This window comes from Acidomonas methanolica (assembly GCF_004346035.1).
Lineage (GTDB): Bacteria > Pseudomonadota > Alphaproteobacteria > Acetobacterales > Acetobacteraceae > Acidomonas > Acidomonas methanolica.
The window spans coordinates 75,235-91,546 of record NZ_SLZN01000008.1 but is presented as its reverse complement, the minus strand read 5'-3'; the positions used below and the strand labels follow the sequence as shown (position 1 = coordinate 91,546).

Genomic DNA, 16,312 nt, shown 5'->3' with positions numbered 1-16,312 from the left:
TGCCGGGATGGCATCCCGTATTCTCATCCAGCCCGGCCAGATCTGGCAGCCGTCCTCTTCCGCCGTGCCGTCCCGACGCATCGTCGATCTCGTGAAGGGTATAGTCTCCTACACGTGCGATCTGGCGGCGCCTCCGGGCGAAGCGTCCCAAATGGTCAGCCAGCAATTGTTCCGGCGCTGGATTCGCGAAAACGATGTCAGCCTCGTCGGCAATACCGGCGAGAAAGTCTCCCCTTCCGCGGAACTGGCCAAGAAGATCGTCTCCCTGCGCAAGGCGCATGGCATGACCCAGGAGGATCTCGCCGAGAAACTGGGACTGTCCCGCTCCGCCGTCGCCGCGCTGGAAACGGGACGGAGCAGCAGCACGCGCAAACACGTCCCCACCCTGGCGGAGATTTTCGGCGTGCCGGTCGATTTCTTCCTGACCGGCATGGTGGAGGCGGAGACGTCCATGACCGTCACGGCGGACGAGGCGGATCTGCTTGGCCTCTATCGCACGCTCTCCCCCGAACTCAAACTCAAGCTCCAGCGCCTCGCCGAGACCCTCACCCGGCAGGCCTGACGACCAGCCGCCCCGGGCCACCCGGTTCACGCCCGCCGCAACATGGCGTTCGCGAAGAGCCGGTCGTCCAGAAACGCCTCGTTGCGATCGAGTTCGACGCTGACGATGAGCAGCGAACCCAGAGCCTGGGTGAGATCGCTGCGCTGCTCTTCCCCCGTATCGTCATGCTCCATCCGCCGCAGCACCCCGAGCACGCGCGCCACTTCCTCGCGCAGATGGCCCAGCGTCACCCCGCTTCCACAAAGCCGCGCCATCATCGTCTCGATCTCCGCCCGCGCTTCGGGGGGAAGCGCGACCGACCGCGCCCGCAGGGCCAGAAGATTGCGCCCCATCGTCATCACCGCCAGCGCCCCGCCCAGATACGTGTCGAAGACCGGCGTGACCTGCAATCCGGCATAGCGGATGAGCCGTTGCATGGACTGCGTGATCATCCCCACCCAGTCGGCATCATCCGGCGCATGACGCCCGCCGCGCAGGATGCGCCGCAACCCGCCCAGCGTCCGGCGGCGCATGACCATGCAGACGCGATACTCGTCGAACGGCAGCACGCATTTGAACACCAGCACGCCGCCGCCCAGACTCAGCAGCAGCGTGACGGCCGTGTTGAACCACGTCAAATCCGCCATCTTCGTCGCATTGCCCAATCCGAGCATGACGGGGAAGAACATGGAGTAGGACGCCGCCTGGCTTTGCGTCGCGGGATTTCGCAGCGCCAGCCCGCCCAGCAGCATGAAGGGCGCGATAGCAAGGGTGAGCGCGCCGAAGCCGTCCGCCAGCGGAATGAGAAAGAAAACAGGGACGATCGACGCCAGAACCGCCCAGCAGGCACCGTAGAAGAAGCGGTTGCTCGCCAGAACCGTATTCTCCACCGCCGCGAAACGCCCGCACACCACCGCGACGAGCGAGACGAAGACCGCCCCGTTCGTCCAGGCCGTCATCTCCCAGACCATCCCTGCGATGAGGATCGCCGCCGTCGCCCGCACGCCGTTATGCCAGGCCGCGCGCCAGTTGGGCAGCGCCTTCAGCCTGTAGCGCCCCGGCGCCGCCAACGCAGCGGGATCGGCGGCGAAACAGGTGAGCAGCCTCTGATATTCACGCAGGAGAAAAGCGAGCCCCTGCAAGGCCACACGGTCGCGAATGGCCTGCTCGCGCCCCGCCTCGTCCCCCTCCGCCGCATTCTCAACGGCGATCGTCCGCGCCTCCGCCCGATGGCAGAGTTCGGCCTGCGCGTCGATCTCCGCCCGCACGCCCGCCACCTCCGCCGGATCGGCCAGCCGCGCCGCCATGCCCTCCAGCAGCGTCGCCGCCGCGCCGATCACCTCCTCCGACAGCGCCGACCGATCCGGCACCGCGCGCAACCGCGCCCTCATCCCCAGAGCCCGCGACATGAGACGGGAGATCAGCCCGATCGTCTCATAGGCGCAGACCACCTGCCGGTCGCGCCGCCCGATCTCGACCGCGATGAACTCCATCTGGTCGTTCAGGGCCAGCGTCCGGCTGAAGACGGCGCGCACGTCGTTCTCCGGCGGCGTGCTCCCGCGCAATATGTCGGCCAGCGTCGCCGTGGCAGAAGCGATGGCCGAGAGCAGCTCCGCCCGCATGAAGCGCCGCGCCCGCGCGTCAAGCCCGGCGGCGAAGAGCAGCCCCGCCACCATCTCGCAGATCACGCCGATGACGATATAGGTGCCGCGATCCATCGCCACGGAGAACACGGTGCCGGGATGCGCGCTCGAATCCATCGCGATGATCGCCCCCGTATAGGCGGCGAGCACGAAGGCGTAAGAGCGGAAATTCTGCACCAGCGTCGCCAGCCCCGCGCAGAGTCCCGCCCAGATTGCCAGAGCGGGCAGGAACAGCCAGGGCTGCTGCGGGAAACAGGCGATGATCAGAATCGCCGCCACCATGCCCGCCGCCGTGCCGACGATCCGCCACCGCCCTTTCGAAAGACTTTCCCCCCGCGACCCTTGCGCGACGATCCACACCGTCATCGCCGCCCATTGCGGCTCGCTCAGTTCCATGGCGAAGGCGATCCACAACGCCACCAGCGACGCGATCGTGTTCCGCACCGCGAAGAGCAGCGCCGACATATCGGGGTTCCAGAGCCAGGCCAGCGGCCATTCCGCGGCCAGCGCGCGCAACGCGCTCCGGCCAGTTGATACGATACGTGCGGACATCGGCGTCAACCTACACGAGCCCGCGCGCCGCGTCGCGCCCCCAAGACGTCGCACTCCCCAGGGCAGCATAGTTTCCGGGGCGCGTCACGCTTTCATCTGGCTTTTGCGCGCCATCGCCTCTATGCAGCATCCTCCATACGCCCCTTTTCCAGTTGCAGACAGAGTCCGAGCCTGATGAGTTTCCCCGCTACCGTTCCTTCCCTGAGCCGCGCCCTCGTCGCGCGCGGCTATGAGACACCGACCCCGGTGCAGGACGCCGTCCTGCGCCCCGGGCTGGAGGAGCGCGACCTGCTGGTCTCCGCCCAGACCGGCTCGGGCAAGACCGTCGCCTTCGGCCTGGCCATCGCGCCGACCCTGTTTCCCGAAGGGGCCGAGCGCCTGCCGCCGACGGAACATCCGCTCGCTCTCGTCATCGCGCCGACGCGCGAACTCGCCATGCAGGTGCAAAGCGAGCTTCAGTGGCTCTATGCGGAAGCCGGCGCGCGCATCGCGAGCTGCATCGGCGGCACGGACGCCAGGCGCGAGGCCCGCGCGCTGGGGAACGGCGCGCATATCGTCGTCGGCACGCCCGGCCGCCTCTGCGATCACCTGTCCCGCGGCACACTCGACCTCTCCGGCCTGCGCGCCGTGGTGCTCGACGAGGCGGACGAGATGCTGGACATGGGCTTCCGAGAAGAGCTCGAACAGCTTCTGGACGCCACGCCGGAGTCCCGCCGCACCCTGCTCTTCTCCGCGACGATCGCGCGGGACATCGCCGCACTCGCCCGGCGCTACCAGAAGAACGCGGAACGTATCGACACGGCCTCCGGCGCGAAGCAGCATGCCGACATCGCCTATGAATGCGTCGTGACGCCGCCGAGCGATCTCGGCCGCGCGGTGATCAACGTGCTCCGCTATCACGAGAGCCCGACGGCGCTGCTCTTCTGCAACACCCGCGCCATGGTCGCCGACGTGCAGGCCGCGCTGCTCGCGCGCGGGTTCGCCTCGGTCGCCATCTCCGGCGAGATGGGGCAGAACGAGCGCAGCCGCGCCATCGAGGCGCTGCGCTCCGGTGTCGCGCGCGTCTGCGTCGCCACCGACGTCGCCGCCCGCGGCATCGACATTCCCGCCCTCAGCCTCGTCATCCACGGCAATCTCCCCAGCGACCCCGCCACCCTGCTGCATCGCTCGGGCCGCACGGGCCGGGCGGGGCGCAAGGGCACGAGCGTGCTCATGGTGCCGATGACCCAGCGCCGCAAGGCGGAGCGGCTGCTGGCCATGGCGAAGATCACCAATGCCGAATGGATCGCCATACCGACGGCCGAGGCCATTCACGAGCGCGACGCCACGAGGCTTCTCGAGGACGAAACGCTCTTCGCCCCGTCCAGCGCCGCCGAGGACCAGCTGGCTTCCCGCCTGGCCGAGGCGCATGACGCCCATGGGCTCGCCACGGCCCTCGCCCGCCTCTGGCAGTCCCGCCTTCCGCGCGTGGAACATATCCGCCCCGTGAGCGTCGAGGCCCCCGCGCGCCCTGCCCGCACGGACCGCCCGGCGCGCGCGCATGACGCACATGACGAGCATGCCCAGGGCGGCGAATGGTTCAGCCTCTCGATCGGCCGCAGCGAGCGCGCCGACCCGAAATGGCTGATCCCGCTGATCTGCCGCCTGGGCAACGTCACCAAGCGCGAGATCGGCTCCATCCGCATCAACGGCGACCACACGCTGTTCGAGATCGCCGCCGACAGCGCGGAGCGTTTCCGCGCCTGCATCGAGGGACAGGACGCCGACGAGGCGCGCATCGAACCCGCGTCTGCGCCAGAGGCGGGAGCGGCCCGTCCGCCGCGTCGCGACGGGGGACGTCCGCCTTTCCGCAAGAACGCGGCACCCGGACGCGGGCCGGTCCGCAGGAACGGCCCCGCGACGGCAGGAAAAGGCAAGGCATCCTCGCGCAAGCGGGGTTGATCCCGCCGCGACTTTTTCTCGCTGGCCAACATCGCCGGTTTGCGACACTCTGCGCGCCGGCAGACCGAATTTGAACCATACCGTCACGGAGGGGAGTCATGCCCGTCAAAGACCCGAAAGTCATCGAGCATCTCAATACGCAGCTCACCAACGAGCTGACGGCGATCAACCAGTATTTCCTTCACGCCCGCACCCTGCGGCACTGGGGCGTGACCCTTCTGGGCAAGAAGGAATACGAGGAATCGATCGAGGAGATGCATCACGCCGACTGGCTGATCGAACGAATCCTCTATCTCGGCGGTTTGCCCAACGTTCAGCGGCTGAACACCATCATGATCGGCCAGAACGTCGAGGAAATCCTCAAATGCGACCTCAAGCTGGAGGAAAAGGCGCTGGCCGATCTCCGCGAGGGCATCGCCTATTGCGAGAGCGTGCGCGATTTCGTCTCACGCGACCTGCTGCTGAAGATCCTCGACAATGAGGAAGAGCACGAGGATTATCTGGACCGCCAGTTCGACCTCATCAAGCAGATCGGCATCGAGCGCTATATCCAGCTCAACGCCGCCCCCGCGCCCGATCAGGAATAGGACGGAAAGCCGCGCGACCGCGGCCACATGACATAGCTCCGCGCGAGCGGCGGACCAGCCTGCCGCCGCACCGTTCCGAGCGCCGCGGCGCCGATGATCCGCTCCGGGCCCTCCGCCCGATCCGTCCAGCGCTCCTGTTCCACCCCGAAGCACTGGCCATCCCCCCACGCCCGATGCTCGGCGGGCAGCCAGTGCCCGGCACAGGCGAGCCGCGTGGCGAGCAATGTCACGGCGGAGAGGAACACACCGCCACGTCCGTCGAAAGCGGCGGCCAGACAGGCCCGCGCCATCTCGTCCTCGCCCGTCTGGATGCAGGCCGTCGCCGCGAGCAGGCTCACCTCCACCGCCGTCAGCACAGGCGCGCCGGCCTCGCCGACCGCGATCGGCGCGTTATGCGACCCGGCATGGCGCGCGAACGCCTCGGCCAGCACTTCCGCGACGCCGTCGAAATCCTCCCCGAAACAGGGCCAGAAAATCCCTTTCATGAGACACATCTGCCCGGCGCATCGCGAACTCCGCTCGCGCGCGAAACGGCGGATCACCCAGAGCGTCAGCCTCTCGCTACAGGAGAGGTCGATCAATCGCACATCGCTCATGGCACGCCTCCTTTCCCTCGCTCCTTCACGCAGCCGTGAACCGGAGACGGGTTTCAGTGACAGGCCGCAGCCTCCGTCGTCATGACGGCCCGACGGGCGGCGGCCATCACGGCCCGGCGCGCATCGCGAATCTCGCGCAGCATACAGACCACGCCCGGAACGCAATTCCCACACTCTGCGCGGCACCCGCGCGCGGCATAGATTTCCGCCGGCCGCGACGCCCCGCCCTCCACTGCATGTTCGACATCGTGGTGGGTCAGCGCATTGCAGGAACAAACAATCATTCGGCCCATTCCGTCATGAGATGCAGATGCCCCGGACAGACGAGTCCTAACTCGGAATGGGAAGGAGTCGCAATACCAAATGCGACAAATTCTTAATTACGACACGGCAATCCCAAAACTCTCTCCGCCCCGCCTCAGGATTCCGGTCTCCGGCCAGTCCCGGCCCCGCCTATTTCGGAGCGGGGTAAGGCCCTTTCGGCGCGGGCCCGGGCAGAAGCGACGGCGTTCCCGCCGCCCGTCGCCCGGGTCCCGCCACCGTCCGGCGATATTGGTCCGCGCCCTTGATGTAATCCATGTGCTTCTGGCGCGCCTCGTTCAGCTCCGCGATCCGGCTCTGCTGCGCCGCGATCTGCTTGTCCAGATGCGCGCGCTCCGCACCTGTCGCGGAATCGCGCCGCGCCTTCAGATGCTCGACCTCCTGCGTCCGCCGGTTCAGTTCCTGCTCGTCGGCATGGTGATAGCCCGCGCCTCCCCGTTCCGGCGTGACGGGCAGGCGAGAGGACGGAGTCTCCGCCAGTTGGGCGGCCATCGCCGTCGTCATCGGCGATCCGCCGAGCATCATGACGGCCATCAATGCGTTGCGGCTTTTCATGCCTTGTCCTTTTCCTCTCGGGTCGGTTTTTCTGTCAGGCGGGATGAACGATCGTGTCCTTTTCCAACGCCCTGCGAAACTCGGCGATCTTTCTGACCAGATCGGACGTGGCCGGCGGCGGCTCGGGATTCAGCGATTCGAGACACCCGACCAGCGCCTCCATCGTGACCAGACGCGACAGCCATTTGTGATCGGACGGCACCACCAGCCATGGCGCGTCTTCCGTCGCCGTCGCCCGGATCGCCTCCTCATACGCGACCTGATAGCGGGGCCAGAACTGCCGCTCGACCAGATCGCCCTCATCGAACTTCCAGCGCTTCTCGGGACGGTCCAGCCGCCGCAGGATGCGCCTGCGCTGCTCGTCGAAGGAAATATGCAGGAATATCTTGAGAAACAAGAACCCCTGCCGCGTCATGTACTGCTCGAAATGCCGGATATCCTCCAGCCGCCTGTCCCAGAATTCGGGATGCGACGGATCGCCCGGCAGGCCGTCCATCGCCAGCCGTTCGGCGTGAACCCGCGCGACCAGCACGTCCTCATAATGGCTGCGATTGAACACCCCGACCTTCCCGCGCGGGGGCGCCGCCGCATGAACCCGCCACAGGAAGTCATGAGCCTGCTCCTCCGGCGTCGGCGCCTTGAAGGAGGTGACATCGGTGCCCTGCGGATTCATCCCACTCATGACATGGCGGATGAGACTGTCCTTTCCCGCCGTATCCATGCCCTGCAACACCACGACGATCCCGCGTGTCCGCGCCGCCGCGAAATTCTCCTGCAGGACGGCCAGATGATGCCTGCGCGCCTTGACGAAACGCTTGGCGGTCACCTTGTCCAGCCCCGCCTTGTCGTCCGTCGCATGGTCGACGATACGGAATTTCTCCCCGTCGGTCACGCGGTACCGCGCGACCAGACCGGCGACGGCCTTGCCGATGGGATCGTCCTCAGCCAAGGCCGCGATCCACCGCAAGACCCGCCGGCGCCTGACAGACCGGCATCATCTCGATCCGGTTCACATTCATATGCGGCGGCAATCCGGTCAGCCAGGAGACGGTCTCCGCGATATCCTCCGGCGTCAACGGCGTGGTGTCCTTGTAGACGGCCGCCGCCCGCCCGTCGTCACGCAGCCGCACGTTGCTGAACTCGCTCCCCCCGCACAATCCCGGCTCGATATCCGTCACCCGGATGCGGGTTCCGAGCAGATCCGTCCGCAGGTTCATCATGAACTGCCGCACGAAGGCCTTAGTCGCGCCATAGACGTTCCCGCCCTTGTAGGCATAGGTGCCCGCGATGCTGCCGATCGAAATGACATAACCCCTGTCGCGCGCGACCATCCCCGGCAGCACCGCCCGCGTCAGCGCGGCCAGACCGATGACATTGGTGCCGATCATCGTCTCCCAATCCGCCCATTCGGCATCTTGCGCTGGACCGATCCCGAGCGCCAGACCGGCATTGTTCACCAGCACGTCGATCTCGCGCCAGGCTTCCGGAAGCGTTTCAGGGAGAGCGGACACGGCGGGACGATCCAGCATATCCAGGGTGACGGGCAGGCAGTGATCCGCGCCGAGTTCGTCGCGCAGGGCCGCCAGCCGCTCCGCGCGACGCCCGGTGGCGATCACGCGATGCCCGTCGGCGACGCAACGGCGCGCGATGGCCTGGCCGAAACCCGCCGTCGCCCCCGTCACCAGAATGATCGCCATGCGTTCTCCCTTCCACACTGTCGCGCCACATCATATGCTGGGCGGCGTTGCCCCCCGGCCGATGAAACGTGACTGATTCTGGCAAAGCCGATCGGGCGAATCTTGTAAATTCGTCGCAACTTGCCGAAATAAGGATACATGACGGCCCGTTCTTCCGACACCCCGGTTCCCGACAATTCAGATGCCGCCCCAGACGCCGACAGCCTGGCCGGCCTGCTTCTCGTCGCCAGCCCTTCCCTTTCCGACACGGAATTCGCCCGGAGCGTCATCTATCTCTGCCTCCATACGGCGGAGAGCGGAGCGATGGGCGTCATCGTCAACAAGCGACAGGCCCAGCCGGGACAGGACGCGCTGTTCGAGCAGCTCGGAATCGAGCCGACTCCTCCCCGCCGCAGGATCGGCATCTGCAATGGCGGCCCGCTCGACCCTCATCGCGGATTCGTGCTGCATTCCGCCGACTGGTCGGGGAAAGACAGCATCGCCATCAACGAGGACACGCGATTGAGCGCGGATCTCGACGTGCTGCGCCGGATCGCCGCGGGAGAGGGTCCGCGCCGGGCCTTGCTCGCCCTGGGTCATGCGGCCTGGGAGGCCGGCCAACTGGAGAACGAACTCATCCACGGGAACGCCTGGTTCGTCGTCCAGCCGACATCCGAACTGATCTTCGGCGCGGATCACGGCGCCAAATGGCGGCGGGCGCTGGCGAGTCTGGATCTGGACCCGCTCGCCATGCCCGACGCCGTCGGGCACGCCTGAAAGACGGGCTCCGATGGTCCGGCGGGGCCCGAAACCCCGCCCGGAACGGCGCTTTCAGCCCTTGAACATATGCGTCGCGTGGGTGATCGCCCCGCCGGCGCGGATGGCGGCGGCGACCAGCCCCGTCTCGCTCAGCTGCGCATCCGTCGCACCGGCCTTGCGCGCGGCCTGGGTGTGCAGCTCGATGCAATAGGGGCACTGCGTCGTCAGCGCGACGCCCAGCGCGATCAGCTCCTTGGTCAGCACATCCAGGGCGCCGGGCGCGAATGCCGCCTCGTTGAACGACCAGAACGCCTTCATCCCCGGCTCGGCCGCTGTGTTCATCGTCTGGAGTTTCTCGAGGTTTTTCATGTCATACATGTCAAGCGCACCCTTTCGCGAAAACGGACCCGGCATGAAGCCAGCCCCGGCGGTTCATGATACCGGCGATCCTATAATCGCGTGAAGGCCCGCGCGGTTCACAGCTTGAAGAGCGCGTTCCGCTTGCCCTTCCGGCCTCGGAGCGTTAGAAGCCCGCGTCATTCCGCGTACCATGCGCGCCATTCCAGATCCGGGAAACATATTAATGAAGCAGCAGGCGAACCTCATCCGCGCCGGCCAGGTCATCGAGCATGACGGCCGCCGCTGGACCGTGCTGAAACAGCAGATCATCACCCCCGGCAAGGGCGGCGCGTTCATCCAGGTCGAGATGCGCGACCTCAAGACCGGCAACAAGACCAACGAGCGCTGGCGCACCGCCGACACGGTCGAGCGCCTGATGACCGAGGACAAGGACTACACGTACTCCTACGAGGAAGGCGACAACATCGTCGTCATGGACCCGGAGAGCTTCGATCAGGTCATGCTGCCGAAGGATCTGTTCGGCGACCAGCTTCCGTTCCTCCAGGACAACATGCCCCTCAACGTCAAGCTGGTGGAGGGCGACCCGGTCGGCGTTTCCCTGCCGCCCAGCGTCGTGCTGGAAATCGTCGAGGCCGATCCGGTGGTGAAGGGCCAGACGGCCTCCTCCTCCTACAAGCCCGCCAAGCTGTCCAACGGCGTCAAGACCATGGTGCCTCCCTTCATCGAGGCCGGCGAACGGGTCGTCATCCGCACGGACGACGCCTCCTATGTGGAACGCGCGAAGGACTGATCCCGCCCTTTCGGCCCCTCGACCCGCCTTTCGCTCTTTCGACCTCATGAACCGGAACCCCACGCCATGCGCCTCTCGCCGCACATGACCATCATGCAGACCGCCGCGGCCAAGGCGGCCAAGCGCCTCGTCCGCGATTTCGCGGAGGTCGAGCAGCTTCAGGTCAGCGTCAAGGGGCCGGGCGATTTCGTCTCGCAGGCCGATCTGCGCGCGGAGAAAGTGATCCGCGAGGAGCTGGACCGCGCCCGTCCCGGCTACGGCTTCCTCATGGAGGAAAGCGGCGCGTCCGGCAGCGACAACTGGACGTGGCGCTGGATCGTCGATCCGCTGGACGGGACGACGAACTTCCTGCACGGCATTCCGCACTGGGCGATCTCCATCGGCCTCCAGCGCCGCCTGTCCGACGGCCAGACCGAGATGGCGGCGGGCATCGTCTACAATCCCGTGGCCGACGAGATGTTCTGGGCGGAAAAAGGCGTGGGCGCCTTCCTCAACGACCGGCGCCTCCGCGTCTCCGCGCGGCGCAACATGGGCGAGGCGCTCTTCGCCACCGGCATCCCTTTCGCCAGGGTGCCCGCCCAGCGCCGCCTGCCCTTCGCCCGCGCGCTCGGCGCGCTCATGCCGCAGGTCGCGGGGATTCGCCGCTTCGGCGCGGCGGCGCTCGACCTCGCATGGGTGGCGGCGGGACGATATGACGGATTCTGGGAATTCGGGTTGAAAGGCTGGGACGTGGCGGCCGGGCTGCTCCTGGTCCGCGAGGCGGGCGGCTACGCGACCGATCCCGACGGTCACGAGATCACCGATCTTGACGACGACGTGAACGTGGTGGCGGGCAACACACATCTTCACGGTCCGCTGCGCGGCGTCGTTCACGAAGCGCTCAATCGGCAGGCATGATCTAACGAAACGGGGAGAGGGCATTGCTCTTCCCCGCCACGGGCGTTTAGGATCGCGCCCGTCATGAAACGGCTGCTTCCCGCCCTGCTCCTCGCCGCCCCCTCCGCATTCACCGCGGGGGCGTACGCGCAGGTATCGACCAATATCGACGCGCTCCCCGCCGCCCCCGCCTCTCCTCCGGCGGCGCGGGCGGCCGCGCCGCCGCGCAGGCCGCCCGCCACGTCCGCCGCCACGTCCCATGCCGCCGCCTCGCATATGGAGCCACGCAGGACCTCCACCGCATCGGTGACTCCGCCCGACGTCCCGCCGCAGCCGCCGGCGCCCGTTGTCATCCCCCCCCCCGCCGTTGCGGTCCAGACTTATCCGCCGGTGCCGCCGACGCCGGTCAAGCCGGTGGCGGGCGCCCCGGGCAGCGCGGAGACCGAGCCGGACGGGATGCGTCTGACCTTCGGCTCAGGCAGCGCCAACCTCAACCCCGCGAGCCTCGACGCGCTGACCGCCCTGGCGAAGACGCTCGCCACCGAGCCCACCCGGCGGATTTCCCTGCTCGCCTATGCGGCGGGGAGCGAAGATGACCGCTCCACCTCGCGTCGCGTGGCGCTGGCGCGCGCGCTGACCGTCCGCGCCGTGCTGGTGAACGAGGGCGTCGCCACCACCCGCATCTACCCCCGCGCCATCGGCCTGCCGCCACATGGCGACGCGAGCACGCCCGACCGCCTCGATCTCATCGCCTCCGGCACAGTCCCCGCCGGACCCGAACAGGCGCAATTCGGCGCCGTCCCCCCTTCCTCGCCCGCGAAAGCCACGCCGTGACGAAACCCACGCTCTTTCTCCTCCGCATGGTGATTTTCCTTGCCGCCGTCGGCGGCGCCTGCGCGATGTTGCGGCAGACGCTCTATGCCGCCTTCTTCAGCAACCCGATCCTCGACGGCCTCATCCTCGCCATCCTGTTCATCGGCATCGTCTGGAACCTCCGCACCGTGCAGAGGCTGATGCCGGAGGTGAAATGGGTCGAGATGCTGCGCCAGCCGCGCACCGGCCTCGCACCGCCGAGCCCGCCGCGCCTGCTCGCGCCGATGGCGTCCATGCTGGCCTCCCGCAACCGCACGGACCGGTTCTCGCTCTCCACCCAGGCGACCCAGGTGATGCTGGACAGCCTCTCCGCCCGCATGGACGAATCGCGTGAAATCTCACGCTACATGACACAGTTGCTGATCTTCCTCGGTCTGCTCGGCACGTTCTACGGCCTGCTGCTGACGGTCAGCTCCATCGCCAACGTGATCGGCGGCATGTCGGTCGGCAGCGGCAATCTCGATGCGATGTTCGGCCAGTTGAAGAGCGGCCTCGCCCAGCCGCTGCACGGCATGTCCACCGCCTTCTCCGGCTCGATGTTCGGTCTCGCGGGCGCGCTGGTGCTTGGCTTCCTCGACCTGACCGCCGGACAGGCGCAGAACCGCTTCTTCAACGAGCTCGAGGAATGGCTGGCCGGGGTGACGCGCTTCGGCGGCGCGGGACCGGACCTTTCCGAGGCGCCGATTCCCGCCTATGTGCAGGCCCTGCTGGAGCAGACGGCGGAAAATCTCGAAACGCTGCAAAATGCCGTCTCGCGCGGCGAGGAAGGCCGCGTGCGTCAGACGCAGCTTCTCGACGGTTTGCAGGAGCGCCTGCGCGGCATGACGGAACTGCTCACCGCCAACCAGATGCTCATGACCCGCGTGGCCGAGGCCCAGGTGGCGCTGGTTCCCTTCCTCAAGCAGGTGGGCGAGGCCTCCACGCCCGGCACCAGCGCCTTCGAGGACGCCCGCGCCAATCGCGAACAATTCGCCCGCATCGAGGGCCATCTCGTCCGGCTGATCCAGGAACTCCATGAAGGCCGCGCTCATATGAGCGGCGAAATCCGCAACGACCTGCGCGTCCTCGCCCGCACCATCGCGGCGAGCACGGGCACGACGAACCCCGCCGCGCCCGGCGGGGCGCAGGGCTGACCGCGCCGTGGCCCGCCGAATCCGCCGTTCGACCCATGGCGGCCTGGATGCCTGGCCCGGCTACGTGGACGCGCTGTCCACGCTGCTCATGGTCGTCACCTTCGTCCTGCTCGTCTTCGTGCTCGGCCAGCAATTCCTCTCGGTCGCGCTGAGCCGCCGTACCCACGCGCTGGACGCGCTCTCGGGCGAACTGGCGCAACTCCAGCGCACCCTCTCCCTGACCGAAAACCAGAACCAGAAGCTGGGGAACATGGTGGCCTCGCTCACGGTCGAACGCGACAAGGTCAAGACGCAGGCGGATGCGCTGGCCGCCCAGATCGCCGCGCTGAACGGCCTGATGGCGCAGAAGGATCAGGCGCTGACCGCGGCGGGCGACACCGCGAAAGCCGATCAGGCCTCCATCGCCCAGCTCAAGACCGAACTCAGCCAGCTCAACACCCAGCTTCAGGCCATCGCCCAGGCGCTGGAGGCCGCGAAGAAGGACAGCTCCGCCAAGGATCTGCAGATCGCCGATCTCGGCAACAAGCTGAACATCGCCCTCGCGAACAAGGTGAACCAGCTTCAGAAATACCGGTCGGAATTCTTCGGCCGCCTGCGTGACCTGCTCAAGAACCAGAAAGGCGTCGAAATCGTGGGAGACCGCTTCGTCTTCCAGAGTTCGGTCCTCTTCCCGGAGGGAAGCGCCGACCTCACGCCTGAAGGCGTCGAGGAGATCAAAGCCCTCGCCCAGACCTTCAAGCAGGTGGCCCGCCAGATCCCGCCGGATATCCCATGGATTCTCCGCGTGGACGGCCACGCCGACAAGCAGCCGATCCACAGTCGATTCCCGAGCAACTGGGAACTTTCGTCGGAACGCGCCATCACCGTCGTCAAGCTGCTGATCGCCGAGGGCGTGGACCCCCATCACCTCGCCGCAACGGGCTTCTCCGACTACCAGCCGCTGGACAACGCCGACACCTCGGCCGCCTATGCCCGCAACCGCCGCATCGAGTTCCGCCTGACGGATCGCTGAACACGGAGCTTCAAAGGCGGTTGTACGGGAACCGGCGTTCCCGGCAATGTCGCGCTTTTTGACCCCGCGCCGTTGACGTCAAGCGTTGCGAAAGGGCAACCGCCCTTTCGCGGATGCAGGGGAGAGCCCTGTATCGAAGCACCGCCGATCAAACCCGTGCAGGACCCGATTTCCTCCCGGCGCGACTTGCTCTATGTATCGCGCCATGACCGCCACACCGCTCGCCCTCATCCGCAACTTCTCCATCATCGCCCATATCGACCACGGGAAATCCACACTTGCCGACCGGCTGATCCAGGCCTGCGGCGCGCTGACCGAGCGCGAGATGAAGGATCAGGTGCTCGATTCCATGGAGTTGGAGCAGGAGCGCGGCATCACCATCAAGGCGCAGACCGTCCGCCTCACCTATCCGGCGAAGGACGGAAAGACCTACATCCTCAACCTCATGGACACGCCGGGCCATGTGGATTTCGCCTATGAGGTGAGCCGCTCGCTCGCCGCCTGCGAAGGCTCGCTGCTGGTGGTGGACGCGTCCCAGGGCGTCGAGGCGCAGACGCTCGCCAATGTCTATCAGGCCATCGACGCGGGACACGAGATCGTCCCCGTGCTCAACAAGGTCGATCTCCCGGCGGCGGATGTCGAGCGCACGCGCGCGCAGATCGAGGAAGTCATCGGCATCCCGGCGGATGACGCGGTGGAGGTCTCGGCCAAGACAGGGCTGAACATCGCGGGCGTGCTCGAAGCCCTCGTCACCCGCCTGCCCCCGCCGAAGGGCGACCGCGCGGCCCCGCTCCAGGCATTGCTGGTCGATAGCTGGTACGACCCCTATCTCGGCGTCATCATCCTCATCCGCGTCGTGAACGGCACGGTCAAGCGCGGCGACCGCATCCGCATGATGCAGGCGGGCTCGACCTATCACGTCGATCAGGTCGGCGTGTTCCTGCCCAAGATGACGAATGTGGACGAGCTCGGCCCCGGCGAGATGGGCTTCATCAACGCCGCGATCAAGACGGTGGCCGATGTGGCGGTGGGCGACACGGTGACGCTGGACCGTCACCCCGCCGCGGCCCCGCTCGCCGGGTTCAAGCCCTCGATCCCGGTGGTCTGGTGCGGTCTCTTCCCCGTCAATGCCGATGATTTCGACAAGCTGCGCGATTCGCTCTCCAAGCTTCGGCTGAACGACGCCTCCTTCCATTTCGAGGCGGAAACCTCGGCGGCGCTCGGCTTCGGCTTCCGCTGCGGCTTCCTCGGCCTGTTGCATCTGGAGATCGTCCAGGAGCGCCTCTCGCGCGAATTCGACCTCGACCTGATCGCGACCGCCCCCTCCGTCGTCTACAAGATGACGCTGACGGACGGCACGAAGGAAGAGCTGCACAACCCCGCCGACATGCCGGATTCCGGCAAGATCGCCACCATCGAGGAACCGTGGATCAAGGCCACCATCCTCGTGCAGGACGAATATCTCGGCTCCGTGCTGACCCTCTGCTCGGAGCGGCGCGGCGTGCAGTTGGACCTTACCTATGTCGGCAACCGCGCCATGGCGGTGTACAAGCTGCCGCTCAACGAGGTGGTGTTCGATTTCTACGACCGGCTGAAATCGCTCACCCGCGGCTATGCCAGTTTCGATTATCAGATGGACGAGTACGAGGAGAGCGATCTCGTGCGCATCTCCATCCTCGTCAATCAGGAGCCGGTGGACGCGCTGGCCTTCATCGCGCACCGCTCCGTCGCCGAGACGCGCGGGCGCGCCATCTGCATCAAGCTCAAGGATCTCATCCCCCGCCAGCTTTTCAAGATCGCCATCCAGGCCGCCATCGGCTCGCGCGTGATCGCCCGCGAAACCATCGGCGCGCTGTCCAAGGACGTGACGGCCAAATGCTATGGCGGCGACATCAGTCGCAAGCGCAAGCTCCTGGAAAAGCAGAAAGAGGGCAAGAAGCGGATGCGCCAGTTCGGCAAGGTCGAGATCCCCCAGAGCGCGTTCCTGGCCGCGCTCAAGATGGATTGAGCATTCCCTGACAGGACGATCGCGCCAAAAGGAGAACTCCACGCGCCGGAAACCGTCATAACGAAGCCTATCAGGGACGAGCGAGGAAT

Annotated in this window: 17 protein-coding genes; 10 read left to right on the top strand and 7 right to left on the bottom strand. The window is 66.8% G+C overall.

The window, feature by feature from the left end:
* Positions 1-7: 7 nt before the first annotated feature.
* Entirely contained in the window at positions 8-562 is a 555-nt protein-coding gene (locus EDC31_RS08440; protein WP_052511793.1) for a helix-turn-helix domain-containing protein, read from the top strand.
* Between the two features lie 26 nt (positions 563-588).
* Here the strand turns inward: EDC31_RS08440 and EDC31_RS08435 are convergent, their stop codons facing one another.
* On the bottom strand, positions 589-2,736 hold the full coding sequence (locus EDC31_RS08435; protein WP_158310318.1) for an FUSC family protein: 2,148 nt from the start codon (positions 2,734-2,736) through the stop codon (positions 589-591).
* Positions 2,737-2,910: 174 nt separating this feature from the next.
* Between EDC31_RS08435 and EDC31_RS08430 the strand changes: the two genes are divergently transcribed.
* Both EDC31_RS08430 and bfr read left to right on the top strand, forming a co-directional pair.
* The gene (locus EDC31_RS08430) at positions 2,911-4,677 is read left to right on the top strand and encodes a DEAD/DEAH box helicase (RefSeq protein WP_042057464.1); all 1,767 of its coding nucleotides are present in this window, start codon (positions 2,911-2,913) and stop codon (positions 4,675-4,677) included.
* A 98-nt stretch (positions 4,678-4,775) separates the two neighbouring features.
* The gene (gene bfr / locus EDC31_RS08425) at positions 4,776-5,264 is read left to right on the top strand and encodes a bacterioferritin (protein WP_042057461.1); all 489 of its coding nucleotides are present in this window, start codon (positions 4,776-4,778) and stop codon (positions 5,262-5,264) included.
* Here the strand turns inward: bfr and EDC31_RS08420 are convergent.
* From EDC31_RS08420 to EDC31_RS08400, 5 genes are all read right to left on the bottom strand, one after another.
* Positions 5,255-5,860 (bottom strand): hypothetical protein, encoded by a 606-nt coding sequence (locus EDC31_RS08420; RefSeq protein WP_042057458.1) that lies wholly within the window; start codon positions 5,858-5,860, stop codon positions 5,255-5,257. The genes bfr and EDC31_RS08420 overlap by 10 nt on opposite strands.
* A gap of 53 nt (positions 5,861-5,913) precedes the next feature.
* Positions 5,914-6,144, bottom strand: a complete 231-nt coding sequence (locus EDC31_RS08415) for a (2Fe-2S)-binding protein (protein WP_186820001.1) — start codon at positions 6,142-6,144, stop codon at positions 5,914-5,916.
* Between the two features lie 169 nt (positions 6,145-6,313).
* A complete protein-coding gene (locus tag EDC31_RS08410; protein ID WP_042057454.1) occupies positions 6,314-6,736 on the bottom strand; it encodes a hypothetical protein in 423 nt (140 codons plus the stop codon).
* 34 nt (positions 6,737-6,770) lie between these two features.
* Entirely contained in the window at positions 6,771-7,685 is a 915-nt protein-coding gene (locus EDC31_RS08405) for a PPK2 family polyphosphate kinase (RefSeq protein ID WP_042057489.1), read from the bottom strand.
* Positions 7,678-8,433, bottom strand: coding sequence for an SDR family NAD(P)-dependent oxidoreductase (locus tag EDC31_RS08400; RefSeq protein ID WP_042057452.1), 756 nt, complete (start codon positions 8,431-8,433; stop codon positions 7,678-7,680). Before EDC31_RS08400 ends, EDC31_RS08405 begins: the two co-directional genes overlap by 8 nt.
* 138 nt (positions 8,434-8,571) lie before the next feature.
* Here EDC31_RS08400 and EDC31_RS08395 point away from each other — a divergent pair, with 138 nt between their 5' ends.
* The gene (locus EDC31_RS08395) at positions 8,572-9,189 is read left to right on the top strand and encodes a YqgE/AlgH family protein (protein ID WP_042057450.1); all 618 of its coding nucleotides are present in this window, start codon (positions 8,572-8,574) and stop codon (positions 9,187-9,189) included.
* 54 nt (positions 9,190-9,243) lie between these two features.
* On the opposite strand, the gene EDC31_RS08390 is transcribed toward EDC31_RS08395, so the two are convergent.
* Entirely contained in the window at positions 9,244-9,513 is a 270-nt protein-coding gene (locus EDC31_RS08390; RefSeq protein ID WP_239641600.1) for a carboxymuconolactone decarboxylase family protein, read from the bottom strand.
* Positions 9,514-9,754: 241 nt separating this feature from the next.
* Here EDC31_RS08390 and efp point away from each other — a divergent pair, with 241 nt between their 5' ends.
* The 6 genes from efp to lepA all read left to right on the top strand — a co-directional run bounded on the left by efp (position 9,755) and on the right by lepA (position 16,223).
* Entirely contained in the window at positions 9,755-10,321 is a 567-nt protein-coding gene (gene efp / locus EDC31_RS08385; RefSeq protein WP_042057446.1) for an elongation factor P, read from the top strand.
* Between the two features lie 66 nt (positions 10,322-10,387).
* Positions 10,388-11,218 carry an inositol monophosphatase family protein gene (locus EDC31_RS08380; protein ID WP_042057444.1) on the top strand — a complete coding sequence of 277 codons (831 nt, stop codon included), beginning with the start codon at positions 10,388-10,390 and terminating at the stop codon, positions 11,216-11,218.
* A 63-nt stretch (positions 11,219-11,281) separates the two neighbouring features.
* The gene (locus tag EDC31_RS08375) at positions 11,282-12,031 is read left to right on the top strand and encodes an OmpA family protein (RefSeq protein ID WP_132127000.1); all 750 of its coding nucleotides are present in this window, start codon (positions 11,282-11,284) and stop codon (positions 12,029-12,031) included.
* Positions 12,028-13,203, top strand: coding sequence for a hypothetical protein (locus EDC31_RS08370; protein WP_042061064.1), 1,176 nt, complete (start codon positions 12,028-12,030; stop codon positions 13,201-13,203). Before EDC31_RS08375 ends, EDC31_RS08370 begins: the two co-directional genes overlap by 4 nt.
* Before the next feature lie 7 nt (positions 13,204-13,210).
* Positions 13,211-14,215: a peptidoglycan -binding protein gene (locus EDC31_RS08365; RefSeq protein WP_042061062.1), complete on the top strand. Its 1,005-nt coding sequence runs from the start codon at positions 13,211-13,213 to the stop codon at positions 14,213-14,215.
* Positions 14,216-14,420: 205 nt separating this feature from the next.
* A complete protein-coding gene (lepA, locus tag EDC31_RS08360; RefSeq protein ID WP_042061075.1) occupies positions 14,421-16,223 on the top strand; it encodes a translation elongation factor 4 in 1,803 nt (600 codons plus the stop codon).
* Positions 16,224-16,312: the final 89 nt, after the last annotated feature.

Bases quoted from the DNA above. Each gene is read 5' to 3' on its own strand.
- EDC31_RS08400 (WP_042057452.1), bottom strand. From the start codon at position 8,433: ATGGCGATCATTCTGGTGACGGGGGCGACGGCGGGTTTCGGCCAGGCC.
- EDC31_RS08415 (WP_186820001.1), bottom strand. From the start codon at position 6,144: ATGATTGTTTGTTCCTGCAATGCGCTGACCCACCACGATGTCGAACAT.
- EDC31_RS08375 (WP_132127000.1), top strand. From the start codon at position 11,282: ATGAAACGGCTGCTTCCCGCCCTGCTCCTCGCCGCCCCCTCCGCATTC.
- EDC31_RS08420 (WP_042057458.1), bottom strand. From the start codon at position 5,860: ATGAGCGATGTGCGATTGATCGACCTCTCCTGTAGCGAGAGGCTGACG.
- EDC31_RS08430 (WP_042057464.1), top strand. From the start codon at position 2,911: ATGAGTTTCCCCGCTACCGTTCCTTCCCTGAGCCGCGCCCTCGTCGCG.
- EDC31_RS08440 (WP_052511793.1), top strand. From the start codon at position 8: ATGGCATCCCGTATTCTCATCCAGCCCGGCCAGATCTGGCAGCCGTCC.
- EDC31_RS08435 (WP_158310318.1), bottom strand. From the start codon at position 2,736: ATGTCCGCACGTATCGTATCAACTGGCCGGAGCGCGTTGCGCGCGCTG.
- lepA (WP_042061075.1), top strand. From the start codon at position 14,421: ATGACCGCCACACCGCTCGCCCTCATCCGCAACTTCTCCATCATCGCC.
- bfr (WP_042057461.1), top strand. From the start codon at position 4,776: ATGCCCGTCAAAGACCCGAAAGTCATCGAGCATCTCAATACGCAGCTC.
- EDC31_RS08395 (WP_042057450.1), top strand. From the start codon at position 8,572: ATGACGGCCCGTTCTTCCGACACCCCGGTTCCCGACAATTCAGATGCC.
- efp (WP_042057446.1), top strand. From the start codon at position 9,755: ATGAAGCAGCAGGCGAACCTCATCCGCGCCGGCCAGGTCATCGAGCAT.
- EDC31_RS08380 (WP_042057444.1), top strand. From the start codon at position 10,388: ATGCGCCTCTCGCCGCACATGACCATCATGCAGACCGCCGCGGCCAAG.
- EDC31_RS08410 (WP_042057454.1), bottom strand. From the start codon at position 6,736: ATGAAAAGCCGCAACGCATTGATGGCCGTCATGATGCTCGGCGGATCG.
- EDC31_RS08390 (WP_239641600.1), bottom strand. From the start codon at position 9,513: ATGAACACAGCGGCCGAGCCGGGGATGAAGGCGTTCTGGTCGTTCAAC.